The following is a 25,219-nucleotide window of genomic DNA, read 5'->3' as shown; positions in this document are numbered from 1 at the left end:
ATGCATAACGCACCCTGGCGAGTCATGCGACACCGGGAACATTAGATATGGCTGATTCCGCGATGTCTGTCCCGGAAAAAGCCGACATTGCCGATCAATTCGATGCGCGGTGAGTGGTTGTATCTGTGCCGGACAGACCACTCGCTCGCGTCGTTGCGGCCACCCCCGCTTCAATTCAGTATTCGTCCGACAGCGCGCTCGCGGCGATGCGCGGCTCCGGCCGGTCGTTGCTGCGCAGGTAGATCAGCGTGGCCAGTGCGGCGAGCACGGTGACCAGCGCGAGACCGTCGCTCAACCACTGGAACGCGGCAACGTAATGCTCGCGCAGCAGCGTCAGCGGCACGCCGGGCAAACTGGCGGCTGCGCCGGCGAGGTCGCCGGTGGCGAGTCGCTGTGCCGCCGCGGCAAGACCTTTACCGCCGGCAGTTTCAGTTTCCGCCGATGCCGGCAGCACCGCCCTCAAGCGAAACGCCACGATGGCGGCGAGCGCGGCGCTGACCATCGCGAGCGCGAGCCCTTCACCGGCCACGCGCGTCGTGCTGAAAATCCCGGTCGCCATCCCGGCACGCTCTTTCGGCACGACGCTCACCGACAGGCCATCCATCAGCCCCCACGGCAACCCGGCGCCGATGCCGATGACGACCATCGGCAGCAGGATCGCGAACGGCGCCGCATGCGCCGGCACGCTACCGAGCCACACCAGTGCCGCCGCGGAGATCAGCAGACCGGCCGCGGATACCACGCCCGGCGACGCGTACCGCGTGCACCGCACCGCCAGCATCGGTACGAACAGCATCGGGCTGCACAGCGCGAGCATCATCAGGCCCGCGGCAAGCGGCGTGTGACCGTCGATGCCGACGAAGCGGATCGGCAGCAACACCAGCAGCACGACGAAGCAGTAGCAGGTGGCGATCGGCAGCATCTGCACGCCGATGAAACGCCGGTAGCGGAACAGCGACAGGTCGAGCATCGGGTGCGCGGAGCGCCGTTCGATCGCGATGAACGTCGTCAGCGCGAACGCCGCCGCGACGAGCAGTACGCAGATCGCCGGATGGGCCCAGCCGATCGACGGCGCTTCGAGTATCGCCACCGTGAAAAGACACAACATCGCGGTGAAGCTGGCGACGCCGGGCCAGTCCATACGCCCGGTCGTCGGACTGAGGGTCTCGCGCATGCGGGGTGCCGCGAGCAACAGCGCAACCGTGCCGAGCACCGCCGTCGATGCAAACACCGCGCGCCAGCCAAACGCTTCGATCAGTCCGCCCGCGAGCACCGGGCCGAACGCGAGCCCAACACCGAAGGTCGTGCCGAGCAGACTGAACGCACGCGCCTGCTCGTGGCCTTCGAACTCCTGCGCGAGCGCCGCCGAGCCGCCCGCCAGCGCCGCGGCCGCCGCAATGCCCTGCGCGCCGCGCAGCACATCGAGCCAGACGATGCCCGGCGCACACGCAAGCAGCAGCGACAACAGCGCGAACCCTGCGATGCCGCTGAGAAACACACGCCGCCGCCCGAACTGGTCCGCCAGCGCGCCCGCCGCCATCAGACAGCTACCGAACGCGAGCATGAACGCATTGGTAATCCAGTTGAGCGCGACGGGACCACCACCGAGCGCACGGCCGATTGCAGGCGTCGCGATCGCGCCCGCCGAAAAACTAAGCGGCAACACGACGGCCGCGCAACATACGCCGAGCAGCACGAGCGAACGCGCTGCCGCAGGCTGAAGCGAAGAATGGGACATGACGGTTTCCGTAGAGAAGGCGGTTTGAATGCCGCCCAGTCTAATTACGGACACCATGTTGATAAATAACGCCGATGTACAATCACCACGGACTCAAATTCCGGAATCGGCCATGGAAAATCTCACTGGAATCGTCGCGTTCGTGCACACGGCCGAAGCGCTGAGTTTTATCGGTGCGTCGCGTCAGCTCGGATTGACCGCATCGGCGGTCGGCAAGAGCGTCGCGCGGCTCGAGGCACATCTGGGCGTGCGGCTATTGCAGCGGAGCACCCGGCGCGTCAGCCTGACCGAGGACGGCGAGCGCTTCTACGAGCACTGCCGGCGCATTCTCGACGCGCTCGGCGACGCCGAAACCATGATGATGCAGGCCAACGCGGCGCCGCGCGGCCGCCTGCGTGTGACGCTGCCGACCATCGGTTACCGGTTCCTGCTGCCGGTCGTGCCGGAGTTCATCGCGCGCTATCCGGAGGTCGATCTCGAGCTGGATTTCAACGATCGCATCGTCGACGTGATTGAAGGCGGTTTCGATGCGGCGATCCGCAGCGGCGAGCTCGCCGATTCGCAACTGACAGCGCGTCGGATCGGACCGTTTCGCTTCGTGCTGTGCGCAACGCCGGACTACCTTGCGCGGTACGGCGAACCCACCGTCCCCGCCGATCTCACGCAGCACATGTGTCTGCGCTTCCGCTTTCCGACCACGGGCAAGCTGCACGACTGGAACATTCGCGACCAGCCCGAGAACTTCATGACGAATTGCCACGTCGCGCTCACCTGCAACAACATGGAAGCGTTGCGCGGCGCCACGGTGCTGGGACTCGGCATCGGTTATATGCCCGACTTTCTGGTGCGCGACGACATTCGCAACGGCACGCTACGGCTAGTGCTCAAGGATTATCTCGAACACGAAGGGCAATTCTCGGTGCTCTGGCCGTCGAGCAAACAGCTCTCGCCGAAGCTGCGCGTGTTCGTCGATTTCCTGACCGAGCGGCTGTTCGCCGATACGAAAACCTAGCGCTAGCCGCGCTGCGGTCCGGCGCCGTGCGTCAGCAACGCGACGGCGTGCCGCGCGATGTCGTTCGCGGTCAGCGACTTGCGCACCGGGTCGTTGCGCCACATCTTCGACGTTGCGAGCGGCAAAATTGTCAGCCCGAGCACCGTGAGAAACACCAGCGACGGCTCGATATCCGCATTCAGCCGGCCCGCCTTCTGCCACCTGGCAATCGCCGCCACCGACTCCTTCTGATGCGCATCGCCGAAACGCTCGAACATGCGCTGCCGCAACAGCCCGCCTTCGGTGATCACTTCGCGTATCCATAACGCCGGAAACCACGGATACCGGCTCGACACATCGACGAGCCGACGCGCCAGTTGCGTGATGCCTGCGAGCGGATCGTCGGGATGCTCCCCGAACGGATTGCCGAGTTCGGCGCGTAGCGGCAGGAAGCGCTCGTCGATCAGCACGTCGATCAACTGTTCGCGAGTCTTGAAGTAGTAATGGACCATTGCCGGCGTGAATCCGGCCTCGCGGGCAATCGCACCGAGCGTCGTATCGAAGATGCCCTGCCTTGCGAACAGTTCGAGCGCCACGTCGAGTAAGCGGGCGCGCTGTTCCGGCCCGCGCGCGCTGCCCGTCGGGCGGCCGGGACGACGCGGCGGCGTGGCGGCAACGCGCGGCTTGCGTTCCTTTGGTTTCAACGTGTTAGCGGCGGATCGGGTCGTGGCCATGTAAGTGTTTCGGATTTGACGAACAGGGAATTGTCGAATATATTAATCTCGTCGTTAATTAATTTCAAGGCCGGATCCCCGGCTGCCCGTTCCCATGACCCTCGATACCACCGTCTCCGCGCCCGTTGCCAGCGCGCCTGCCCACCCACCACTGCGCCTGCTGCTTTCGGCGCTGCTGCTGGTCACGCTGCTGTCCGCGCTCGACCAGACCATCGTGTCGACCGCGCTACCTACCATCGTCGGCGAACTGGGCGGGCTGGCCAACCTGTCGTGGGTCGTGACCGCCTACATCCTCTCGTCCACGGTCGTGGTGCCGCTGTACGGCAAGTTCGGCGATCAGTTCGGCCGCAAGATCGTGTTGCAGGCCGCGATCGGCGTCTTTCTCGTCGGCTCGGTGCTGTGCGGGCTCGCGCAGAACATGACGCAACTGATCCTGCTGCGCGCGCTGCAAGGTCTCGGCGGCGGCGGTCTGCTGGTGGTGACGATGTCGGCGATCGCCGACGTCGTGCCGCCGGCTGGACGCGGGCGCTATCAGGGGCTGTTCGCCGGTGTGTTCGCGCTTGCGACGATCGTCGGTCCGCTGCTCGGCGGCTTTCTCGTCGAGCATCTGTCGTGGCGCTGGATCTTCTATATCAACGTGCCGCTAGGCCTGATGTCGTTCGCCGTGATCGGCGCGGTGTTCAAGCCGCACGTGACACAAGTCCGGCACACCATCGACTACATGGGCGCCGCGTTTCTCACGTTCGCGCTCACCGGCATCATTCTCTTCACGAGCCAGGGCGGCACGATCCTGCCGTGGTCGTCGGCGCAACTGTGGTGCACGCTGGTGATGGGGCTGATTTCGATCGGCGGCTTTATCTACGAAGAGCGCAACGCGCCGGAGCCGATCATTCCGCTCGAACTTTTTCGCGAGCGCACGTTTCTGCTCTCGAGCCTCGTCAACTTTATCGTCGGTGTCGCGCTGGTCGGCTCGGTGACGTTCCTGCCGCTGTATCTGCAGATCGTCAAGGGTTCGACGCCGACCCAGGCCGGCATGCAGATGCTGCCGATGATGGGTGGCCTGCTCGTGATGTCGGCGGTGATCGGCCGTGTGATCAGCCGGATCGGCAAGTACCGCATGTTCCCGATTACCGGCACGTTTCTGGTCAGCATCGCGTTGGTGCTGCTCGCCACACTGAAGGTCGACACGCCGCTGCACCTGATGTTCCTGTACACGGGGCTGCTTGGCTGCGGCCTCGGGATGGTGATGCAGGTGCTGATACTCGCCGTGCAAAGCGCCGCCGATCCGAAGCACATCGGTGTCGCGACGTCGGGGGTGACGCTGGCCCGTTCGATCGGCGGCTCGATCGGTGCTGCGTCGTTTGGCGCGGTGTTCTCGAATGGCGTCGCCACACGACTGCAACGGCTCGTGCCGGCCGGCACGGAACTACCCCACACGCTCAGCCCGGCGACGATCCAGCAGTTGCCCGAGGCGTTGCGCAACGACTACCTGCAGGCGTTCGCAGGCGCGCTGCACACGGTGTTTTTCTTCGCAGCCTGTTTCGCCGTCATTGCGTTCGTGCTGACGTGCCTGATCGAGGAGAAGCCGTTGCGGGCGCGGTGATGGACGCATGTTCCATCGCACGCTGCAACGCTTCGTAGACTTTCGGCCGGTTGCATTGCGACACGTTGAAACGCAGGAAGCTCGTTGCGCCATGCGACACACTGAACACGTTGCCCGGCGCGAACACGATGTTCTCCGTGAGCGCGTAACGCGCGATATCGGTGGCATCGAGCCCGTCAGGCAGGCTGGCCCAGACGAAGAGACCTGCGCGCGGTCGCGTCCAGAGCGTGAGACCCGCCGAAGTGAGACGCCGCACCGTCTCGCCCATCGCATCGGCGAGATGCACGCGCAGGTTTTCGAGGTGCCGCCTGTATGTGCCATCCACCAGCAGCCGGTGCACGACGCCGGTCGCGAGCTGGCTGTTGCCGAACGACGTCGCGAGCTTCAGATCGATGAGCGGTTCGATCCATTCGCTGCGCGCGGCGATGTAGCCGCAACGCACGGCGGCGGACAGCGTCTTCGAAAAACTTCCTATCGATACGACACGCGCCAGCCCGTCGAACGACGCGAGACGCGGCGCCGGTTCGTCCTCGAGATCCGCGAAAATTTCGTCCTCGACGATCAGCAGATCGTGTTCGTAAGCGAGCTTCAGCAAACGATGCGCTACCGCCGGCGCCAGCGTCGCGCCGGTCGGATTGTGGAGCGCGGAATTGGTCACGTAGAGCCGCGGCCGATGCGCAACGAGCGCCTGCTCGAACGCGGCGAGATCGGGGCCGACCGGCGTGTACGGCACGCCGATCACCCGCACACGATGCGCGCGCAGCAGCGCCTGGAAATTGAAGTAGCACGGGTCGTCGATCAACACCGTGTCGCCCGGTTCGAGCAGGAAACGGCACACGAGATCGAGCGCCTGGGTACCGCTGTCCGTCAGCACGATCTGCTCGGGCAGCACGGCGGTGCCATGCTGCCCGAGCCGCCATGCGAGTTGCTGGCGCAATGCCGGCAAGCCGGCCGGCGTTGCGTAGTCGGCGAGTTGCGCAGTCTGGTCGCGCGCGATCGCACGCAACGCGCGCCGCACGCCGTCCTCGGGCAGCCACGACGCCGGCAGCCAGCCGCAGCCCGGCTTCAGCGCACGCGTATCGGCTTCGAGCGACTGCCGCGTGAGCCACAACGGATCGACGTCGCGATCCAGACGCGGTCCGAGATCGGCGAGCGCAAGCGGCGGCGCATGACCCGAGACGAAGAAGCCCGACCCGCGACGCGCCACGAGCACGCCTTCGGCCACGAGCCGGTCATACGCTTCGACCACCGTCGATTTCGATACGTCGAGCGTGCCCGTCATGCTGCGCAGCGACGGTACGCGCGCGCCCGGCATCAGCGAGCGGTTGGCGATCCGCTCGCGCAATGCGTCCATGACAGTGTCGACGCGCGTGCCCGAGGTAACCCCCGTAGCAACTGGAGTGTCCTGGCCGGATCGGTTCATCTGTACTGCTCCTTTGTAAGTACAGTTTGAATGAATTGTACTGACCTGTAGCTTACCCTTTCGGCTGCACCGGCGGATACTCGCTGCTTGCGCTTCACAGGGATGCTCCGATGGACAAGACGACGGACGGTTGGCTCAGCGGCATGATTGGCGTGGTGATTTTCAGCGGCTCATTGCCGGCCACGCGCGTAGCTGTGCAGGGGCTGGACCCGCTCTTTCTGACGCTCGCGCGCGCCGCCATCGCCGGTGTGCTCGCCCTCGCGCTGCTAATCGTGTTTCGCGAAAAGCGGCCGGCGCGCAGCGACATCGTGCCGCTGCTGATCGTCGCACTGGGTGTCGTCGTGGGTTTTCCGCTGCTGACCGCGCTCGCGCTGCGTCATGTCACGTCGGCACATGCGATCGTGTTCATCGGGCTGCTACCGCTCGCCACCGCGATCTTCGGCGTACTGCGCGGCGGCGAGCGGCCGCAGCCGGCCTTCTGGATTTTCTCAGCGCTCGGCAGTACGGCGGTCGTGGGGTTTGCGGCGCGCAACGGGGTGACGGCGTCGCTCGCCGGCGATACGTTGATGCTCGCGGCGATTGTCGCGTGCGGGCTCGGCTATGCGGAAGGCGCGCGGCTATCGCGGCATCTGGGCGGCTGGCAGGTGATCTCGTGGGCGCTCGTCCTGTCGCTGCCGGCCATGCTGCCGCTCGCCTGGTGGCTACGGCCCGCCTCGTTCGACGGCGTCAGTCATGCCGCGCTGTGGGGCCTAGCGTATGTGTCGCTGTTCAGCATGCTGATCGGCTTCGTGTTCTGGTACCGCGGGCTCGCACTCGGCGGTATCGCAGGGGTGGGACAGTTGCAGTTGCTGCAACCGTTCTTCGGTCTCGTGCTGGCGGCCGGGCTGCTGCACGAACCGGTGCCGCCGGCGATGATCGCGGTTACGGTCGCTGTCGTCGCCTGCGTGGCGGGAGCCAGGCGATTTGCGCGGCGGGAGCCTGTGCGGAGCTGAAGCTACGGTTGCGATGCCGATCCACGCGATCCGCCCGATCCGCCCAAGGTGCCGGACGCAGCGATGGACTCGCAGCCCTGCGGTATCCTGACACCCTTGCCGAACAGGAGCCCTCATGAAGTTCTCGCACTACCTCGCGCTCGCCGCACTCGCGTTGCCGGTGCTGCCGCTCGCGGCGCACGCGCAAACCTCGCAGACCTATCGCTTCGGCGAAGGACAGTCCACGTTGCAGCCCGCCGCCGCGCCTCAGCCGGCGACACCGGCGGCGCAGCCCCAGATGCAGGCACGGCGACAAGCCGAAGCGCGTCCGACGAAGCGGCCGAAGCACAAGATCAAGAAGCATCGCCGGCGTATTACACCCCGGCTGTCGACTCAGTCGATTTACTCGCACCCCTGAGACACAGGCAACGCTCTACGGAATCAGGGAATCAGAATCACCGAGCCCGTCGTCGCACCGGTTTCCATTCGCCGGTGTGCATCCGCCGCGCGTTCGAGCGCCAGGCGCTCGCCGATCTCGACGTGCAGACCGCCTGCCACACGATCCAGTGTTTCGCGTGCCGCGCGCTGGTACTGCACCGTGTCACGCATGAGGCCGAGCACACTCGGCCGCGCGAGGGCGATCGAACGTGCGGGGCCGAGTTCGTCGAGCGAAACAGGCGCGGCCTCTCCGGCAACCTGCCCGACGCTCGCCACCATTCCGAACGGCTTCACTGCACCCAGCGTACGCCGCAGCGTATCGCCACCGATGCCATCCACCGCGTAGTCGACGCCCGCCCCGCCGCCAAACTCACGGGCTGCTTCGACGAAATCCTCGTCGCGATACAGCACCGCCTGATCGAGCCCGTGCGCGAACGCCAGCGCCGCCTTCTCGCGCGACCCGACCGTCCCGATCACGCGCGCACCGAGCGATTTCGCCCACTGCACGAGAATGAGTCCGAGGCCGCCCGCCGCCGCGTGGACGAGCAGCGTGTCGCCAGGCTTCAGTTCGCGTACGCGCTGCAGCAGCATCCAGCTAGTTACACCACGCAAAAGCGCGGCGGCGGCCGTTTCATCGGAGATGCCGTCGGGCACCGGCAGCACACGATCGGCCGGCAGGTTGCGCAGATTCGTGTAGCTGCCGGGCGGCATGCCGCCATACACGACGCGCTGGCCGATCTGGATGCCGTCGACACCCAGCCCCACCGCTTCCACGACGCCCGCCGCCTCGACGCCAGGCACGGCCGGCAACTGCGGCAGACGATACAGACCAGAGCGGAAGTAGACGTCGACGAAATTCACGCCCACGGCCGTCTGCCGGATCTGCACCTCGCCGGCGGCCGGCGCCGGCACCGGATTCGAAAACATCCGCAACACCCCCGCGTCGCCATAGGCTTCGAAACCGATCTGATACGCGTCACGCTGTCCCATCGCTGCACTCCATCAATTGACGATGGGCGATCATAGGCTTCGTGCATAATCGATTGGAATTCCAGATAAATCGTCAACTACTGTGCAAAATTCGACAGATAGCTCGAAGCCCGTGCCCGGCCTGCAATGGGACGACGTCCGCTACTTTCTGGCGGCGGCACGCGGCGGTAGTCTCTCCGGGGCCGCGCGCACGCTGGGCGTCCAGCATTCGACAGTCGCGCGCCGCATCGACGCGATGGAGCAGATGCTCGGCGTGCGTCTGTTCGACCGGCTGCCGCGCGGCTGGCCATTAACAACCGAAGGCCAGTTGCTGGTCGATCACGCGATGCGCATCGAAGAAGAAGCGCATGCGTTCGAACGTGCATCGCGCGGTGTGGTGTCGCTGCAGGGCACGGTGCGGTTGTCGGTGCCGCCCGGGTTCGGCAGCCATTTTCTGGTGCCCCGGCTCGCGGTATGGCGGCGTGCATGGCCTCGTATCCAGCTCGACATCGTCGGTGAAGCGCGCGCCGCGAACCTGTTTCGCCGTGAAGCGGATCTCGCGGTGCGGCTCGGCCGCCCACCGGAACCCGGGCTCGCGGCGCGCAAGCTCGGCACGATGCGGTTTTCACTGCGTGCTACCGCGCACTGGCGTAGCCGGGCGCCCAGCGAATGGGAATTCATCGGCTACAACGAAGCGCTCGCAGATGCGCCGCAGCAGCAGTGGCTCGTGCAGTTCGCGGGAGCCCGGCCGTTCGCGCTGATCGCGAACGACCTCACGTCGATCTACCAGGCGTGCCGCGCCGGTGCCGGCGTGGCCTTGTTACCGGGCTTTATCGCGAACGGCGATGATGCGTTGACCGTTCTCAATACCGACGTCGTATGCGATGTGGAACGCGAGATCTGGCTCGCCGTTCATCCTGACGTGCGACGCTCACCGCGCGTCCAGGCCGTCGCCGAAGCGATCGCGCAGGCAGTGCACGATGCCGGTGACAGCCTGTGATGCCGATGCCCGACAACACACGCAATGTGGCCGCTTTCGTTGCGCGTCATTTTTGATCTGCTTCAATTCGCTGGCTCACGCTGGCATAGTGAATCCCGAACCAGAACTCCTACTGCGCCGTGTGCGCTGTCCCGCTTCGACGCGCACGACCTATCGCTCTACCCGACACCCCATGCTCACCCTCCCCACCGACACAACCCAACTACGCGACGCCACCGACTCCGACCTGCCCGCCATCCAGGCCATCTACGCGCATCACGTGTTGACCGGCGTCGCCTCGTTCGAGGAAATACCTCCTTCCGTCGACGATCTACGAACGCGCCGCGCCGCCGTGCTGGAGCGCGGCCTGCCGTACATGGTGGCGGAGATCGACGGCAAGGTCGCGGGCTATTGCTACGCAACGCCATACCGCCCGCGCGCGGCCTATCGCCACACGATCGAAGACTCGATCTACATCGATGACGCCTTTCGCGGTCGCGGCCTCGGCCGCGTGTTGCTACAGGCACTGATCGAGCGCTGCGAAACCGGCCCCTGGCGGCAGATGATCGCGGTCATCGCGGACGGCGGCCGCGGCGGCTCCCTGTCGCTGCACGCAAGCCTCGGCTTCGAACTGATCGGCACGATCAAGGGTGCCGGCTTCAAGCACGGCCGCTGGCTCGACACCACGCTGATGCAGCGCCCGCTCGGCAAAGGCAGCGACGTCATGCCTGACGACCAGCGTCCGTGAGCAACCTGACCCCACGCGGTGACGGCCCGATCCGGCAAGCTATTTATTGGATGCGCCCGGTTCGCGGCGCGGCGCGTTAAAATCGCGGCATGCCCAAGACGCCCTCTCCCGCCGTAGCGACGCCAGCCACGCCGCGCAACGAATACACCGTCGACGAACTCGCGCGCGTGACCGACACCACCGTGCGCAACGTGCGCGCCTATCAGGATCGCGGCCTGCTCTCGCCGCCGGAAAAACGCGGTCGTGTCGGCGTGTACGACGACACGCACGTTTCCCGCTTGAAGCTGATCAACCATTTGCTCGCACGCGGCTACACGCTTGCGAACATCCAGGACCTGATCAAGGCCATCGACGAAGGCCACGACCTGCGCTCGATCCTCGGGCTCGAAACCGCGATCGGCAGTAGCTGGTCGCAAGAACGGCCGAAGAAATACTCGTTGCTCGAACTCATGCAGCTGTTCGGCGGCAAGGCTTCACCGACGATGCTCGGCAAAGCGATCGAACTGGGATTGCTCGAACGCGAGGGTCTGTCGTTCGTCGCGCGCAGCCCGTCCACGCTCGCCGCCGGGGCGACGATGGCGCGCGAAGGCGTACCGACTCCCGACCTGCTCGACGCATTGCGCGTGTCGCGCCCGCACTTCAACGCGATCGCCAAGGCGCTGGTCGATCTGGTGGTCCGCCGGCTGGACCACTACGAGGCCGGCGCGTTGCCGCCTCCCGCCGATGTCCCCGCACTCGTCGACGCTATCTGGCGTATCCGTCCGCTCAGCATGGTGCTCGTCGAAAGCGAGATGAATCGCGCGCTTGAGGAAGCATCCGGCGACTATCTCGGCGACCGCGTCGCGGGGATCATGGAGAAGATGGGCCACCTGCACGACGGCGACTCCGCGACACAAGGCACCCAGGTCAAACCGGCGGACCCGCCCAAAAGCCGCAAGAAGTAGCGCGCCCAACGCGCGGCGCCCTGCCGCGCGTCATATCCAAATCTGCATTGCTTGGTTTGCGCCGGCGTGTGTGCGTGCGACGATCTCCCGCACCTCGTAACCGCACAACCACGCACGACCACCGTTCAGAGCGTGGCTGCTGCGCATTCACCCCTGGAGCTTCCGATGAAATCTCAACCGGCGAGAAACCGGCGCCGACTCGCGCTCGCTGCCGTTGCGCTCGCGCTGTCGTTTGGCGCAACCGGCGCGGCGTTCGCACAGGACACGAGCCATGCCGGCGGCGATCGCGTGCTGCGCGTCGGTTATCAGAAAGCCGGCCTGCTCGCGGTTCTGAAAGCACAAGGCACGCTTGAAACGAAGCTCAAACCGCTCGGCTACAGCGTTAAATGGTTCGAATTTCCCGCGGGCCCGCAACTGCTCGAAGCGTTGAACGCGAACAGTATCGACTTCGGCTATACCGGCGCACCGCCGCCGGTGTTTGCCCAGGCGGGCGGCGTCGGCTTCGTGTACGTCGGCGCCGAGCCGGGCAGCAAGCTTAGCGAAGCGCTGATCGTCAAAGCCGATTCGCCATTGCGCGCCCTGGCCGATCTGAAGGGCAAGCGCGTCGCCTTGCAGAAGGGTTCGAGCGCCAACTATCTGCTGCTCGAGCTATTACGCCAGGCGGGGCTCGGCTACGACGATATCCGCCCGGTGTATCTGGCACCCGCCGATGCGCGCGCCGCCTTCGAAAAGGGCGACGTCGATGCATGGGCTATCTGGGATCCGTACTACGCGGCTGCGCAGCAGGCGCTGAAGGCGCGCACGCTTGCCGACTACACGGCGCTCCCACCCGCGGGCCTCACGTATAACTTCTACGAAGCGACCCGCGACTTCGCGCAACAGCATCCCGATGTGGTCAGCGAGATCCTCGTGCAACTGCGTGCGAGCGGCCTGTGGGTCAACCAGCATCCCGCGGAAACGGCCGCGCTGATCGCGCCGAAGGTCGGGCTCGATGCCGCGCTGGTGGAAAAATGGATACGCCGCGTGCCGTACGGCGCGACGGCCGTCACCGACGACATCGCGCGGGCGCAACAGCACGTCGCCGATGCGTTTTACGGCGCGAAGCTGATTCCGCAGAAAATCGCCGTGAAGGACAACGTCTGGCAAAACAGCAGCGCCAACGCGCGGCTTGCCGCCCAGTAAGACACCGCCGTACTTCCCCTCGTTTTTCCTGCCGGCCTTGCCGCACCGCCCTTGCGCGCGCGGCAAGGCCGGCCAGCACCGCTCTCCCCCTCCCCATAGAGTCCCCCGTCTAAACAGGGACTTGCGTCATCCGGGCTTCATCTCTATCGTTACATCAATCAATGTAACAGTTATGAGCGGATAAAAAAGGAGACAGACCGGATGAATGCGCGCACGATGCCTCCGGACGCCGCGGCGTCCATCGATACCGACGTTGCGATCATCGGTTCCGGCTTCGCCGGTCTCGGGATGGCGATCCGGCTGCGTCAGAGCGGCCAGACCGATTTCATGATCGCGGAGAAGGCCGATTCGGTCGGCGGTACGTGGCGCGACAACCACTATCCGGGCTGCGCCTGCGATGTGCAGTCACACGTCTACTCGTTCTCGTTTGCACCGAACCCGCGCTGGACGCGGATGTTCGCGCGCCAGCCGGAAATCCGCTCGTATCTGGAAGAATGCACGACGCGCTTCGGCGTGCAGCGCCATCTGCGCTTCGGTCACGAACTCGTCAGTGCGATCTACGACGAGGTGAGCCACCGCTGGCAATTGCGTTTCGCGAACGGTCAGCAGTGGTCGGCGCGCGTGCTGGTGTCGGGCATGGGCGGCCTGTCGCGTGCGGCAATGCCGAACATTCCGGGTATCGAGAGCTTCGCGGGCAAATCCTTCCACTCGCAGCACTGGGATCACACGTATTCGCTGGAAGGCAAACGCGTTGCCGTGATCGGCACCGGCGCCAGCGCGATCCAGTTCGTTCCGCAGATCGCACCGAGCGTTGCGAAGCTCGAACTGTTCCAGCGCACGCCGCCGTGGATCATGCCGAAGGCCGACCGCGCGATCAAACCGATCGAGCAGTGGCTCTTCAAGCATCTGCCGTTCACGCAAAAGATCATGCGTACGGGCCTCTACTGGATGCTCGAATCGCGCGTGCTCGGTTTTGCGATTCATCCGTCGCTGATGAAGACGGTGCAGAAGGTCGCCGAGCGGCATCTGCGCCGCCAGGTGCCCGATCCGAAACTGCGCGCGACGCTCACGCCGAACTACACGATCGGCTGCAAACGCGTGCTGATTTCGAACGACTACTTCCCGGCGCTCTCGCGTCCCAACGTGTCGGTGGTAACGACCGGCATTACGCGCATCGAGTCCGATGCGGTCGTCACTGATGACGGCGTACGTCACCCGGTGGACTGCGTGATCTACGGCACGGGCTTCCAGATCTCCGATCCGTTTCCGCGCGGCGTCGTGCTCGGTCGCGACGGCGTCGATATCGTCGATACGTGGCGCGATGGCGTGCATGCGTATCTCGGCAGCACCCTGCCCGGCTATCCGAACTTCTTCATGATCGTTGGCCCGAACACTGGCCTCGGTCATAACTCGATGGTGTACATGATCGAGTCGCAGGTCGAATACATCCTGCGCGCGCTGCAGACAATGCGCACCGAACGCGCGGCAGCCGTCGAAGTGCGCCCGCAAGTCGAGCGCGCGTACAACGAGAAGATCCAGAAGCAGCTCGATCGTGCGATCTGGTCGACGGGTGGTTGCACGAGCTGGTACCTCGATCCGCGCAGCGGCAAGAACACGACACTGTGGCCGGGATTCACGTGGCGTTTCCGCCAGGCGACGAGCAGCTTCAGCATGGGCGACTACTACGCGTACGCGCCGACTGCGGCGCACGACGCAAAGCTCGTCCCGACGCAGGACCGCAATGGCGTAACCGCCACGACGGCCTCCGCGGAAGCGACCTGAACACCCGGCACGGCAAACGTATTCCGGATATCGAAACGCACCGCACCGCAACGCAACGCAAACGCATTGAAAACGACAAAGCATCGAGAGAGACAGGAGAAAAGCGCATGAAGAATTTCACCGACAGAGTGGCCGCGATTACCGGTGCGGGCTCAGGCATGGGCCGCTCGCTCGCGATCGCCCTCGCCCGCGAAGGCTGCCACCTCTCGCTGGCTGACCGCAACGCGACGAGCCTCGCGGAAACGGCGCAACTCGCGCAGGCCGCCGCACCGCAGGTGGTCGGCGCGCCGCTGCGTATCACGACGCGCGCGCTCGATGTTTCCGATCGCACGGCGATGTTCGACTGGGCCGCCGAAACGGTTGCGCAGCACCACCGCGTGAACCTCGTGTTCAACAATGCGGGCGTCGCGCTGTCGAGCACGATCGAAGGCATGGAATACAGCGATCTCGAGTGGATTGTCGGCGTCAATTTCTGGGGCGTCGTGCATGGCACGAAAGCGTTCCTGCCGCATCTGAAAGCATCGGGCGCGGGGCACATCGTCAATACGTCGAGCCTGTTCGGCATCTTCGCGCAACCTGGCATGAGCGGTTACAACGCGACCAAATTCGCAGTGCGCGGCTTCACCGAATCGCTGCGTCAGGAACTCGATCTGATGAACTGCGGCGTATCGGCAACCTCCGTGCATCCGGGCGGCATCCAGACCGGAATCGCGCAGTCGGGCCGCATCTCGAAGAACATGATCGGTTTCATGATCGAGAGCGAGCAGCAGGGCAAGGACGATTTCGAGAAGTTTTTCATCACGACCGCTGACGAAGCGGCCCGCGTGATCCTCGATGGCGTGCGCAAGAACAAGCGCCGCGTGCTGATTGGTCGCGATGCAAAGGCCGGTGACTGGCTTGCACGCATCCTGCCCTCCGCATACCAGGTGCTGGTCGTGATGCAGACGCGCCGCATGGCGCGCATCGCGCACAAACGCGCCCTCGCACGCGATGCGGCGGCGACAAGCCGGCGCGCATGATGTGCCCGAAACGGCGCCGCTTACTGAACCACGAGAACGCTACTGTCATAGAGTCACAAGGAGCACAACGATGATACCGATTCGCCGCGACCTGCGGTTCGCACTGCCGCCTGAACGGGCCTCCGACTGGCACGCATTCGGTTCGCACGTGACGCACTATTTCAACGCGCTGTCGCTGCTGTTTCCGGCCGGCGAGCGCTTCTTCATGGACAGCGTGCGCTACTACCGCGACCAGATCACCGACCCCGTGCTGAAGAAGCAGGTGCTCGGCTTCATCGGTCAGGAAGCGATGCATACGCGCGAGCACATCGAATACAACGACCTGCTGCAAGCGGCCGGATTGCCTGCGCACAAGCTCGACAACAAGCTCGCGGCGTTCCTCAACTTCAACCGCAAGATACTGCCGCCGTCGTTCCAGCTCGCGATGACCATCGCGCTCGAACACTACACGGCGATGCTTGCGGGGTTGCTGCTCGAAGACGAAACGCGCATCGCCGGATCAGTCGAGGGTTATGCGCAGATGTGGACGTGGCACGCGCTCGAAGAAACCGAGCACAAGGCTGTTTCGTACGACGTCTGGAATACCGTCGTCAAACCGGGCCCGGCGCGCTATCTGGTGCGTACCGGCACGATGCTGGCCACCACCGTCGTGTTCTGGCTGATCGTGTTCGACTACCACGTGCGGCTGATATTCGCCGACCGCAAGCGCGGCGGCCATCTGCGCGGCATGTGGGAAGTCGTCAAGTTCCTGTACGGTCCGCGTCACGGCGTGTTTCCGCGTATCGCACTCGAATGGTTGCGCTTCTTCAAGCCCGGTTTCCATCCGTGGGATCACGATAATCGCGCGCAACTGTCGCGTATCGATGGACTGGTCGCTGCTGTCGAGGCCTCCAACGCGGGGAACCCCGCGCTGAAGGCGTCGCGCCGTGGCGTGCGAGCCGCAGCATGATTCGCGACACGCTCGTCGTCGACGCGGGCGATGTGCGGCTCGCCGTCTATGTCAGCGGCCCGCGCGACGCCACACCGATCGTGCTCGTGCACGGCTATCCGGATTCGGCCACAGTGTGGGAACCGGTACGCGCGCAACTCGATTCGCGCTATCGCGTGATCTCCTACGACGTGCGCGGCGCCGGTGCATCGGAGGCGCCCGCCGCTCGCTCGGGCTACCGGCTCGAACGCCTCGCCGCCGATCTCGCCGCCGTCACCGCGGCGACTTGCGGTACGCGGCCGTTTCACCTGGTCGGTCATGACTGGGGTTCGATCCAGTGCTGGGAAGCGGTCACGGACCCGGGGTTCCAGGGACGTATTGCGTCCTACACGTCGATCTCGGGACCGTGCCTCGACCATGCGGCGTTGGGCCTGCGCGGCGATCGCGACCAGAAGGCCGCACAGGCGGGGTCAGGCAGCAGGCTCAAGCAGATACTGAAGTCCTGGTACATCTTCTTCTTTCACCTGCCGCTCATTCCGGAACTGGTGTGGCGCCTGGGCGGCGCACGCAGCTGGCCGCTGTGGCTGCGCGTGACGGAACGCGTGCGCCCCGAGCGCGACCCCGCGCAACTGCGCAACGCGCTCAACGGCATCAACCTGTATCGCGCGAATTTCATCGACCGTCTGCTGCATCCGCGCGCACGGCATGCGCACACGCCGGTGCAGTTCATCGTGCCGACGCGCGACCGCTATGTCGGACCGCCGCTTTCGCTCGGACTCGAGCGCTGGCTTGGGCCCTATGTGCGCACTGAGATCGATGCGAGCCATTGGGTGGTGCTGCGCGATCCGTTGCTGATCGCCGCGGATATCGACAGTTTCGTTGCGCAACATGCGCAGATGGATGGCGCGGTTGGTGTTGTCGATACTGTTCGCAGCGCAACGCCTGGTGGCGGCAACGCTATCAACGCACAGGCGGCAGGCGCCTGACCATCGTCGGGTAGTCGACGACGAGACCGTCGTCGTCGACCTTCAGGTGCGTCGTGAAGCCGCTCAGCAAACCTTCGTAGCGATACTCGCGATCCCGCTCGATGCACGTGTACGCCTGGTCGACGCGTGTCACCTGTAGCTCGGGCGCGGCGATATAAGCCACTGCAATAGTCCTTCGCTCACCCTCTGCGAGTTGCAGGCGGCGAATCGGCAGCGTGTTGGTGAATGGCGTGACGGTAATGTCGATATCGATGCAGCCATCGAGCGCGGTTAGTGTCAGACCGTGTCCGTCGCGCCAGTGGCCCTCGCCGTCCGCGTGCAGTTCGAGTTCGCCGCCGCCGGTGATCTTCAAAAACGCGTACGTCACCCGCCATTGCGGATCGCATCGGACGGTGTAGTAAAGGCCGTAGGTTTGGCCATCGCGCTGCCCGATCACCGTGCTTTCGATGAAAAATCCCTCAGGTCGTGCATCGAACGTCAGATGCTCGATGCCGTCGTCGTCTTCGGATGCCCAACGCACTGTGCGCATGACCGTGCCTCCTTGGGTAGAGCCGCGCACACCCAATCCGATATCGTCGGGGCGCGCCGTTTTCGAATGGGGGTCATGGTAGCGCGATCCCCGGGTGACGCTCTGAGTGCCGGGCTGAACTGGCACCGCCCCGGGCATCTGGACCTGGCCCGGTATCGTAAGCTCGAACCAGTTGCGGCCCGGATGTGCGACCCTATGCGCGACATTGTGCACATAGGAATCGACCATGGCCTTTGAACAAGCCCCTCAGGCAGACAAATTGTCCCCGTCGCAACCGGCACGCAAAGTCATCCGCAAGCCCACGAAGGTATCGTTGCCGTCCAATCTGCTTGACCGCGCCAAAGAACTGGGCGTCAACATCTCGCGTGCAAGTGAACGGGGACTGCGAGCGGAGGTTCGTGAAGCCGAGGCGCGTTTGTCGGCAGCAGAGCATGCAGATTTCGTCGCAGAAATGAACGCACGCATCGAGCACGACAGTCTGCCGCTCGACGAACATCGGATGTTCTGATGGCTCGATTAGTCGTAGGCAACCGCGCCGGCTGAATCGCACGACCCGCCGCGCTAGTGGCTGTTAGGCATTTCTCTCATGACTCACTCTGCGGACGCACGATGATTCATACGAGCCCCATCGTCAAAGGTAAATTCAGCCGCTATGAGCCATTGCAATGGAGGGCATTGGATTGTCAGCTTGCTCACATCGCAGCATCAATGCAAACTGCGATATGAGATAGGGCGAAGCGTGGCTAGCAGTCGGTCGGTGCAATCGCTTTTCGCCGGTGCCTGCTTATGCAGATTCACTGATCGCATCAATGGGTTGCCTAATATAACGGAAGCGAGATAGGAAAAGATGGTGCCGCCATGGATGAATATGACTGCTGGTGCGTGGTGACTAGATTTGTCAAGAATAAAGAGTATGATAAGGCAATTGCTTTTTGCGAGACGGAGCCCTACTCAACGCTTCAGTATTGTCAGAATTACCTCGGATGGACGTTTTACCAGCAAGAAAAATATGAGATCTCAGCGTACTGGTTTGGTAAGGCTGCAGATCAAAATAATGGTGAAGCATCATTCGGTATGGGCAGCATCCTTATGATTCAGCATGATTTTCGTGGGGCGCTTTCTCGTTTAATGGATTCTGTGAACAATGGATATTCAAGGGCATATTTTTGGATTGCGTTAATATATTATTATGGTGGCAACGGGGTTTCTCAAGATATAGAGCAGGCAATTCGTTATTTTAAAATTGGCGCCGATCACGAATCTTTGATGGCAGAGCGCTTTATGCTATTCATTGAATCTCGAAGAGGATGGAGGGAGAGGGTAACATCGTGGGTCAGAATGATTCCATTACTGATTAAAGCCTGGGTCATTTCTGCTCGAAATCCGTATGATTTCAGGGTTGTTGATATTGATTATCAATTTGAAGGTGAATTTTCAAATCCCGACTACAAGCCCGCTCAGATCTATAATAAATAACTTATTTTCTTCGGATACGGGGTGAATTTGATTCCAGTGCAGTTTTCCGGCCAGATGCCTCTAGAGCGTGTTGGGCACTTTCCGCCGGACCTGGTAACCTGGCGGAATGACAGCACGCAAACCCTACCCGACGGATGTATCGGATGAGGAATGGAGCTTCGCCGCTCCGTACCTGAGCTTGATGAACGAAGACGCGCTGCAACGCCGATATGAACTGCGAGAAATGTTCAATGCGCTGCGCTGGATGGCGCGAGCCGGTGCATCGTGGCGAATGTTGCCGACCAACTTCCCGCCGTGGGAGTTGGTCTGCCAGCAAACGCAACGCTGGCTGAACGCGGGTTGCTTCGAGGCGATGGTCAACGATTTGCGTTCGGTGCTGCGCGTGGCGCAACAGCGTCAGGGCCAGCCCAGTGCGGTTATTCTGGATGGACGCACATTGCAGTCCACGTGCGAAAGCGGGCCGCGCGCGGGTTATGACGGTTACAAACGAAAGCGAGGCAGCAAGGTTCACATGGCCGTCGATACGCTGGGCCATCTGCTGGCTGTTCACATCACGCCGGCCAGCGAGCAGGAGCGCGCGCAGGTGGCCGAGCTTGCGAGCCAGGTTCAGCATGTCACCGGGCAGACGGTGAAAGTGGCGTTTGCCGATCAGGGTTATACGGGTGAAACCCCTGCACAGGCCGCTCTTGATAAGGGGATCGAACTGCAGGTCATCAAACTGTCCGAGGCGAAAAAGGGTTTCGTACTGTTGCCTCGCCGCTGGGTAGTCGAGCGCAGCTTCGGCTGGCTCAACCGCTTCAGACGACTGGCGCGAGACTGCGAGCGCCTGCCCGAAACCCTGGCAGGTCTGCATTTCGTTGTCTTCGCCATGCTCATGCTTGTTCATGCCGTGCCCATTATCCAAAGTGCCTAACACGCTCTAGCTTTTTTCTGCCTGCGAGAGTCCCCGAACATAACCCTTCATAAAATCCACCCACGCCCGGATCTTCTGCGGCACATGCCGCGTCGGCAGATACAGCGCGTAGACCGCCTGCTTCGGAAACCGATAGTCCGGAAGTGCATCGATCAGCGCCCCGCTGGCAAGGTCGTCGCGCACGAGCCATTCCGGCAGTAGCGCGACACCGCTTCCCCGCAGAGCCAGCGCCCGCAACACCGACGCGTTATCGGCCACGATGCGTGGTTTCGCAAGCGGACGAAATACATGCTGCCGGCCGTCGCGGTCCTCGAGTGTCCACGCGGCAATCCGCTCCAGCCGGCTATGGCCGAGTCTTGCCAGACCCGCCAACGCATCAGGTGACTCGATGCGTGTCATGCCGGTTCCAGCGAGCAGTGCTGGCGACATCACTGGCCGTACTTCATAGGTGTCGAGACAGACACCCCGATACGGCGAATCTTCGAACTGCTCGAGCCGGCCAAGCCGGATCGCCACATCGAACCGCTCGCGCGCGAGATCGACCTGCGCCGTATGCGTCTCCAGACGGACCTGCAACCCCGGATGCACCTGCATGAATTCGTGCAACGCAGGCGCGATGACCATCAGTCCGTATTCGACCGTCGATGTCACGCGCAAGCTACCTTGCATGCCGCCGTGCTCGCCACGGGCTTCCTCGATGGCGCCTTCGGCTTCCGCGAGCACGCGCAAACAGCGCTTGTAAAAGCGCTCTCCCGCGTCGGTCAATTCCACGCGGCGCGTCGTCCGCGTCAGAAGGGTGACGCCGAGTTCGGCCTCAAGTTGCTTGATGTTGAAACTGACGGCCGCCCGCGCCTGATTCAGCAAGGTCGCGGCGACCGTAAATGAACCTGTCTCCGCGACCACGCGGAATACGTCGAACCGGTTCAAGCTCACCATGGCGCCCTCTATTGTCAATATTTTTTGACCAGTCAAGCCAGATTGATCGTCTTACCGAGACGAATCGCGGACTTTACACTACGCCGTCCAATCCGGTTTCCTGCGTTCATGTCCCCTCGTTCGAAAATTGCCGTCGTCTATCTGATCGGTTTCGCCATCGATCTCGCCAACATGTTCGTGATCAACACCGCATATCCGGCGTTACAGCGCGAACTGCACGCGTCGGTCGCGCAACTGGCGTGGGTGGGCAACATGTACATGCTGGGGTTGACGGTCGTGATCCCGCTCGGCATCTGGCTCGCGCGTCGTTTCGGCGAGCGGCGGGTGCTGGTGGCATCGCTGCTGATCTTCGCGCTGGGCAGCGCGGGCGCGGCAAGCGCGCCGTCGATCGGCGCGCTACTTGTTTTGCGGCTCATCCAGGGGTTGGGCGGCGGGCTGCTGATCCCCGTAGGACAGGCGATGACCTATCGCGCCTATCCGTCGGAAGCGCGCGCGCATCTGACGTCGATCGTGATGATGGTGGCGCTACTCGTGCCTGCGCTGTCGCCGGCGCTCGGCGGCGTGATTGTCGATCACACGTCGTGGCGCTGGATCTTCTTCGGGATGCTGCCGCTGGCCGCCCTCGCCTGTGGACTCGCACTTGCGTGGCTACCCGCCGACATCGCATCGGACCACTCGCCGGCGCTCGACCTGCGCGGCCTCGCCATCAGCGTGACTGCGCTCGTTTCGCTTCTGCTCGGCCTGACCTTCTCCGGTCAGCGTGGCATGGCTGGCTGGGCCGTCGCGCCGCTTACCATCGCGTTCGTCGCGGCTCTCGCCTATGTCCGGCATGCGCATCGCTCGAAAGCGCCACTGCTCGATCTAACGCTGCTCGCACGACCGTTGCTGCGCGTCGGCATCGTGATCTATCTGTGTGTGCCGGGTGTTTTCGCCGGCGTGAATCTCATTGCCACGCTCTACCTGCAGGACGTACTCGGCCTGCGCGCAACGCAGACTGGCGCACTCATGGTGCCGTGGGCCGCCGCGTCGTTCGTTGCGATAACAACGACGCGCCGCTGCTTTACAAGCTGGGGGGCGAAGCCGCTGTTCGTCTGCGGAATGCTGACCAACTGTGCGGGCATCGCGTTGCTCGCCACACCTTTCGTCGTGCAGGACGCCGGTCGGGTACTTGCGTTCGTTGCGATGGGATTCGGCGCCAGCCTGTGTACGAGCACATCGCAAAGTGCCGCGTTTCTCGACGTGCCCGCCGACCGGATGGGCGACGCGAGCGCACTGTGGAACATCAACCGGCAGTTGAGCTTCTGCCTCGGTGTCGCGGTGCTCGGTAGTGCGCTGAACTTCCTGCTCTCGCATGGTGTGACCGGTGCCGCGCTCACGTCGTATCGTCAATGCTTTCTGCTTGCCGCGTTGCTGACGCTACTGCCTCTTCCGCTCGTCAGGCGGCTCGCAACGCACCGTTCCACCGCTAATCAACTCGCCTCCCGTTAATCGCGCCCTCACACCATGAATCCACCGAACCCGTTCTTCCAGGAAATCGTCGACGCACATGTCGACATCGAGCAATGGCTGTCGGGCCGCGCCGAAGCAGGCCGGCTTGCTGCGCTGCTGAATCGGTTCTCGTCACGCTTTTCGATGGTTACGTTGCAAGGCCTACGGTTTGATCGCACAGCAGTGGATCGGTTGTTTTCGCAGGGGCATGGCAAACGCCCCGGGCTGCGCATCGAGATCGATGAATTGCGCGACATCGATATGTGGCGCGACGGTGCGGTCGTCGGCTACCGCGAGACGCAGATCGACGAAAGCGGCAGTTGCACAGTGAGACGATCGACTGCTGTGTTGGCGTGCGACGAGTCGGGGCGTGTTACGTGGCGGCACTTGCAGGAGACGTCGGTCGCGCTGTGAGCGCGAACGTCAGGCGTGGCTAGTTGTTGCTCCTGGATTCCTCGGCGAAACCCCGCAACACGTTTCGATGATCCGACGGGCTGTCCACCTGGCTTACTCCCCGTCGTCCGCACAAATAGCCACTATTCGTGCAACGGGATGCCTTGGCGGACATCCGTACCCTATCCTCGCGATTCACCCAATCCTGCTGCACCACTCGCTTCATGCACGCCGCCCACGACCCGCAAGCCGCTGCGCTGCGCACGCTGTTGCGCAGCGTCGGCCAGATCGTTCTGCAGCCGAACGCCTGGACCGGCGCCTGCCTGCTCGCGGCATTGCTCATCTGCGAGCCGCGGCTTGCGTGCGCGGCGGCGATGGGCGCCGTGACGGCGAACGTCGTCGCGCTACTCGTCGGCGGTGACGACGCAGCCACGCGTGCCGGATTGCACGGTTTCAATGGCGCCCTCGCTGCGCTGGCCGCGTTCTCGTTCATCGCCGATCCTGCTGAAGCCGTCGCGATCGCGATCCTCGCAGCAACAGCAACCGCGGCACTCGGCGAACCGTGGTCGCACTGGCTGCGCACCCGAGGACTAAGCTGCTATTCGAGCCCATGCCTGATCGTCACGTGGAGCTGGCTGCCGTTCCATCACATCGTTGCAACGCCGACAGCAGCGGCAACAGCAACGCATGCGATCACGACCTTCGCCACGCTGGCTCCAGTCGACGCAGCGCGCGGCGTGTTCGGCGGTCTTGCGCAGATTGCGTTCGCGTCGGGTGTGCTACCGGGACTGCTCGTGTTCGCCGGCATCGCAGCCGCGTCGCGGCGGGCCGCGCTTTTCGCGCTGAGTGGAGCGGCGCTTGCGAGCGGCGCGCAACTGCTGTGCGGCGCGCCACTATCGTCGTTCGATGCCGGCCTGCTAGGATGTAACGGCGCGCTGACTGCGCTTGCGCTTGTCGACAGCGGTGTGGCAACGATGCTCGGGGCTCTGGCGATAGCGGTACTCCTGCAGCAGCTTGCGATCCGCTGGGGCTGGCCCGCGATGACCGCGCCGTTCGTGCTCGCGACGTGGAGCATGCAGTGGTTGCGGCGCCATACGTTCGATACGTTGCGCCGCGTGCCTGCGCTAGACCCGCAGTCCCACGAAGAACCGCAGGTCACGCAGGCACGAGCAACCGGATAGGCACCGCGCTTCGCATATCGCCACACCCGGCCGCACCCGCCGCCCCACGAGGAGACAGACATGTCGTTCACCCATACGCCGACCGGCCGTGTCGCCGCGACTGGTCCGATGACCGATGCCGAGCACCGGACCCGCACCGATCTCGCCGCCGCCTATCGTCTGGTGGCGCTCAACGGCTGGGACGATCTGATCTACACGCACATCTCCGCGAATGTACCGGGCGAATCCGGCCACTTTCTGATCAACCCGTTCGGTTTTTCCTTCGACGAGGTGTGCGCGTCGAATCTCGTGAAGATCGATATAGCAGGTCAAATCGTCGGCACGAGCGAGCACACCGTGAACGTCACCGGCTTCGCCTTGCATGCCGCCGTTCACGCGGCGCGTGCCGATGCTTTCTGCGTGATGCATCTGCATAACTCGGCAGGCATTGCCGTATCGATCCAGCGCGCGGGCTTGCTGCCCGCCTCACAGCACGCGCTGCGCTTTCACGGGCTGCTCGCGTACCACGATTACGAAAGCGTCGCGTTCACACCGGCTGAAGGCGAACGGCTCGTCGGGCATCTCGCCGACAAACCCGCGATGCTGCTGCGCAATCACGGCACGCTCACTGTCGGACGCACGGTCGCGGAAGCGTACGTGCTGATGGCAACGCTCGTGAAGGCCTGTGAAATCCAGTTGCTCGCGCAGGCGCGCGACCCCGAACGCGTGGACCTCGTGCTGCCGTCGGAAGCGGTCGCGGCGCGCACCGCCGAGCAGCTGTTCGACGGCGGCGCCATAGAGGGCGCACTCGAATGGCCCGCGCTATTACGCAGGCTCGACCGGCTCGATCCGTCGTTTCGCGATTGACCCCAAACATCTTTTTCTTCAC

The 25,219-nt window shown here is 63.8% G+C and carries 25 protein-coding genes; 19 read left to right on the top strand and 6 right to left on the bottom strand.

The genetic code is table 11. The annotated features are described in order from the left end of the window. Nucleotides 1–175 precede the first annotated feature (175 nt). Entirely contained in the window at nucleotides 176–1,738 is a 1,563-nt protein-coding gene (locus tag M0D65_RS25855; RefSeq protein WP_266255134.1) for an MFS transporter, read from the bottom strand. Nucleotides 1,739–1,850: 112 nt separating this feature from the next. Here M0D65_RS25855 and M0D65_RS25850 point away from each other — a divergent pair, with 112 nt between their 5' ends. After that, a complete protein-coding gene (locus M0D65_RS25850; protein ID WP_266255133.1) occupies nucleotides 1,851–2,750 on the top strand; it encodes a LysR family transcriptional regulator in 900 nt (299 codons plus the stop codon). A 2-nt stretch (nucleotides 2,751–2,752) separates the two neighbouring features. Here the strand turns inward: M0D65_RS25850 and M0D65_RS25845 are convergent, their stop codons facing one another. After that, the gene (locus M0D65_RS25845) at nucleotides 2,753–3,463 is read right to left on the bottom strand and encodes a TetR/AcrR family transcriptional regulator (protein ID WP_266255132.1); all 711 of its coding nucleotides are present in this window, start codon (nucleotides 3,461–3,463) and stop codon (nucleotides 2,753–2,755) included. A 94-nt stretch (nucleotides 3,464–3,557) separates the two neighbouring features. Here M0D65_RS25845 and M0D65_RS25840 point away from each other — a divergent pair, with 94 nt between their 5' ends. Further along, nucleotides 3,558–5,066: an MDR family MFS transporter gene (locus M0D65_RS25840; RefSeq protein WP_266255131.1), complete on the top strand. Its 1,509-nt coding sequence runs from the start codon at nucleotides 3,558–3,560 to the stop codon at nucleotides 5,064–5,066. Here M0D65_RS25840 and M0D65_RS25835 read toward each other — a convergent pair. Beyond that, nucleotides 5,011–6,489, bottom strand: a complete 1,479-nt coding sequence (locus M0D65_RS25835) for a PLP-dependent aminotransferase family protein (RefSeq protein WP_266255130.1) — start codon at nucleotides 6,487–6,489, stop codon at nucleotides 5,011–5,013. The two genes, M0D65_RS25840 and M0D65_RS25835, sit on opposite strands and share 56 nt — an antisense overlap. A gap of 110 nt (nucleotides 6,490–6,599) precedes the next feature. Here M0D65_RS25835 and M0D65_RS25830 point away from each other — a divergent pair, with 110 nt between their 5' ends. Next, nucleotides 6,600–7,481: a DMT family transporter gene (locus M0D65_RS25830; RefSeq protein ID WP_091017786.1), complete on the top strand. Its 882-nt coding sequence runs from the start codon at nucleotides 6,600–6,602 to the stop codon at nucleotides 7,479–7,481. A gap of 115 nt (nucleotides 7,482–7,596) precedes the next feature. Beyond that, nucleotides 7,597–7,878, top strand: a complete 282-nt coding sequence (locus tag M0D65_RS25825) for a hypothetical protein (RefSeq protein ID WP_091017785.1) — start codon at nucleotides 7,597–7,599, stop codon at nucleotides 7,876–7,878. A gap of 23 nt (nucleotides 7,879–7,901) precedes the next feature. On the opposite strand, the gene M0D65_RS25820 is transcribed toward M0D65_RS25825, so the two are convergent. Then, the gene (locus M0D65_RS25820; RefSeq protein ID WP_266255129.1) at nucleotides 7,902–8,888 is read right to left on the bottom strand and encodes a quinone oxidoreductase; all 987 of its coding nucleotides are present in this window, start codon (nucleotides 8,886–8,888) and stop codon (nucleotides 7,902–7,904) included. Nucleotides 8,889–9,009: 121 nt separating this feature from the next. Between M0D65_RS25820 and M0D65_RS25815 the strand changes: the two genes are divergently transcribed. From M0D65_RS25815 to M0D65_RS25780, 8 genes are all read left to right on the top strand, one after another. Then, entirely contained in the window at nucleotides 9,010–9,867 is an 858-nt protein-coding gene (locus M0D65_RS25815; protein WP_266255297.1) for a LysR family transcriptional regulator, read from the top strand. A 172-nt stretch (nucleotides 9,868–10,039) separates the two neighbouring features. Next, complete coding sequence (locus tag M0D65_RS25810) at nucleotides 10,040–10,594, top strand: GNAT family N-acetyltransferase (RefSeq protein ID WP_266255128.1); 555 nt, start codon at nucleotides 10,040–10,042, stop codon at nucleotides 10,592–10,594. Nucleotides 10,595–10,683: 89 nt separating this feature from the next. Beyond that, entirely contained in the window at nucleotides 10,684–11,538 is an 855-nt protein-coding gene (locus tag M0D65_RS25805) for a MerR family transcriptional regulator (protein ID WP_266255127.1), read from the top strand. Nucleotides 11,539–11,703: 165 nt separating this feature from the next. Continuing rightward, entirely contained in the window at nucleotides 11,704–12,720 is a 1,017-nt protein-coding gene (locus tag M0D65_RS25800; protein WP_266255126.1) for a sulfonate ABC transporter substrate-binding protein, read from the top strand. A 201-nt stretch (nucleotides 12,721–12,921) separates the two neighbouring features. After that, nucleotides 12,922–14,502 (top strand): NAD(P)/FAD-dependent oxidoreductase, encoded by a 1,581-nt coding sequence (locus tag M0D65_RS25795; protein WP_266255125.1) that lies wholly within the window; start codon nucleotides 12,922–12,924, stop codon nucleotides 14,500–14,502. 107 nt (nucleotides 14,503–14,609) lie between these two features. Next, nucleotides 14,610–15,521 carry an SDR family oxidoreductase gene (locus M0D65_RS25790; protein ID WP_266255124.1) on the top strand — a complete coding sequence of 304 codons (912 nt, stop codon included), beginning with the start codon at nucleotides 14,610–14,612 and terminating at the stop codon, nucleotides 15,519–15,521. Between the two features lie 70 nt (nucleotides 15,522–15,591). Then, complete coding sequence (locus M0D65_RS25785) at nucleotides 15,592–16,470, top strand: metal-dependent hydrolase (protein WP_091017770.1); 879 nt, start codon at nucleotides 15,592–15,594, stop codon at nucleotides 16,468–16,470. Then, complete coding sequence (locus M0D65_RS25780; RefSeq protein WP_266255123.1) at nucleotides 16,467–17,435, top strand: alpha/beta fold hydrolase; 969 nt, start codon at nucleotides 16,467–16,469, stop codon at nucleotides 17,433–17,435. The genes M0D65_RS25785 and M0D65_RS25780 overlap by 4 nt, the downstream gene beginning before the upstream one ends. On the opposite strand, the gene M0D65_RS25775 is transcribed toward M0D65_RS25780, so the two are convergent. After that, on the bottom strand, nucleotides 17,410–17,964 hold the full coding sequence (locus M0D65_RS25775) for a putative glycolipid-binding domain-containing protein (RefSeq protein WP_266255122.1): 555 nt from the start codon (nucleotides 17,962–17,964) through the stop codon (nucleotides 17,410–17,412). The two genes, M0D65_RS25780 and M0D65_RS25775, sit on opposite strands and share 26 nt — an antisense overlap. Nucleotides 17,965–18,190: 226 nt before the next feature. Here M0D65_RS25775 and M0D65_RS25770 point away from each other — a divergent pair, with 226 nt between their 5' ends. From M0D65_RS25770 to M0D65_RS25760, 3 genes are all read left to right on the top strand, one after another. Then, the gene (locus tag M0D65_RS25770) at nucleotides 18,191–18,472 is read left to right on the top strand and encodes a type II toxin-antitoxin system CcdA family antitoxin (protein ID WP_266255121.1); all 282 of its coding nucleotides are present in this window, start codon (nucleotides 18,191–18,193) and stop codon (nucleotides 18,470–18,472) included. A 350-nt stretch (nucleotides 18,473–18,822) separates the two neighbouring features. Continuing rightward, nucleotides 18,823–19,440, top strand: a complete 618-nt coding sequence (locus M0D65_RS25765) for a tetratricopeptide repeat protein (RefSeq protein ID WP_266255120.1) — start codon at nucleotides 18,823–18,825, stop codon at nucleotides 19,438–19,440. Nucleotides 19,441–19,546: 106 nt separating this feature from the next. After that, nucleotides 19,547–20,353: an IS5 family transposase gene (locus M0D65_RS25760; RefSeq protein ID WP_266255119.1), complete on the top strand. Its 807-nt coding sequence runs from the start codon at nucleotides 19,547–19,549 to the stop codon at nucleotides 20,351–20,353. Nucleotides 20,354–20,359: 6 nt separating this feature from the next. Here M0D65_RS25760 and M0D65_RS25755 read toward each other — a convergent pair whose 3' ends face one another. Beyond that, entirely contained in the window at nucleotides 20,360–21,289 is a 930-nt protein-coding gene (locus tag M0D65_RS25755; RefSeq protein ID WP_266255118.1) for a LysR family transcriptional regulator, read from the bottom strand. A 108-nt stretch (nucleotides 21,290–21,397) separates the two neighbouring features. Between M0D65_RS25755 and M0D65_RS25750 the strand changes: the two genes are divergently transcribed. The 4 genes from M0D65_RS25750 to M0D65_RS25735 all read left to right on the top strand — a co-directional run bounded on the left by M0D65_RS25750 (nucleotide 21,398) and on the right by M0D65_RS25735 (nucleotide 25,197). Beyond that, on the top strand, nucleotides 21,398–22,777 hold the full coding sequence (locus tag M0D65_RS25750) for an MFS transporter (RefSeq protein ID WP_266255117.1): 1,380 nt from the start codon (nucleotides 21,398–21,400) through the stop codon (nucleotides 22,775–22,777). A gap of 15 nt (nucleotides 22,778–22,792) precedes the next feature. Continuing rightward, the gene (locus M0D65_RS25745) at nucleotides 22,793–23,191 is read left to right on the top strand and encodes a DUF4440 domain-containing protein (protein ID WP_266255116.1); all 399 of its coding nucleotides are present in this window, start codon (nucleotides 22,793–22,795) and stop codon (nucleotides 23,189–23,191) included. A gap of 203 nt (nucleotides 23,192–23,394) precedes the next feature. After that, complete coding sequence (locus M0D65_RS25740) at nucleotides 23,395–24,351, top strand: urea transporter (protein ID WP_266255115.1); 957 nt, start codon at nucleotides 23,395–23,397, stop codon at nucleotides 24,349–24,351. A gap of 60 nt (nucleotides 24,352–24,411) precedes the next feature. Next, on the top strand, nucleotides 24,412–25,197 hold the full coding sequence (locus tag M0D65_RS25735) for a class II aldolase/adducin family protein (protein ID WP_266255114.1): 786 nt from the start codon (nucleotides 24,412–24,414) through the stop codon (nucleotides 25,195–25,197). Nucleotides 25,198–25,219: the final 22 nt, after the last annotated feature.

Origin of the sequence: Paraburkholderia sp. CHISQ3, from assembly GCF_030464945.1 — a bacterium.
GTDB lineage: Bacteria > Pseudomonadota > Gammaproteobacteria > Burkholderiales > Burkholderiaceae > Paraburkholderia > Paraburkholderia megapolitana.
This window is presented reverse-complemented; position numbering and strand designations above follow the sequence as displayed.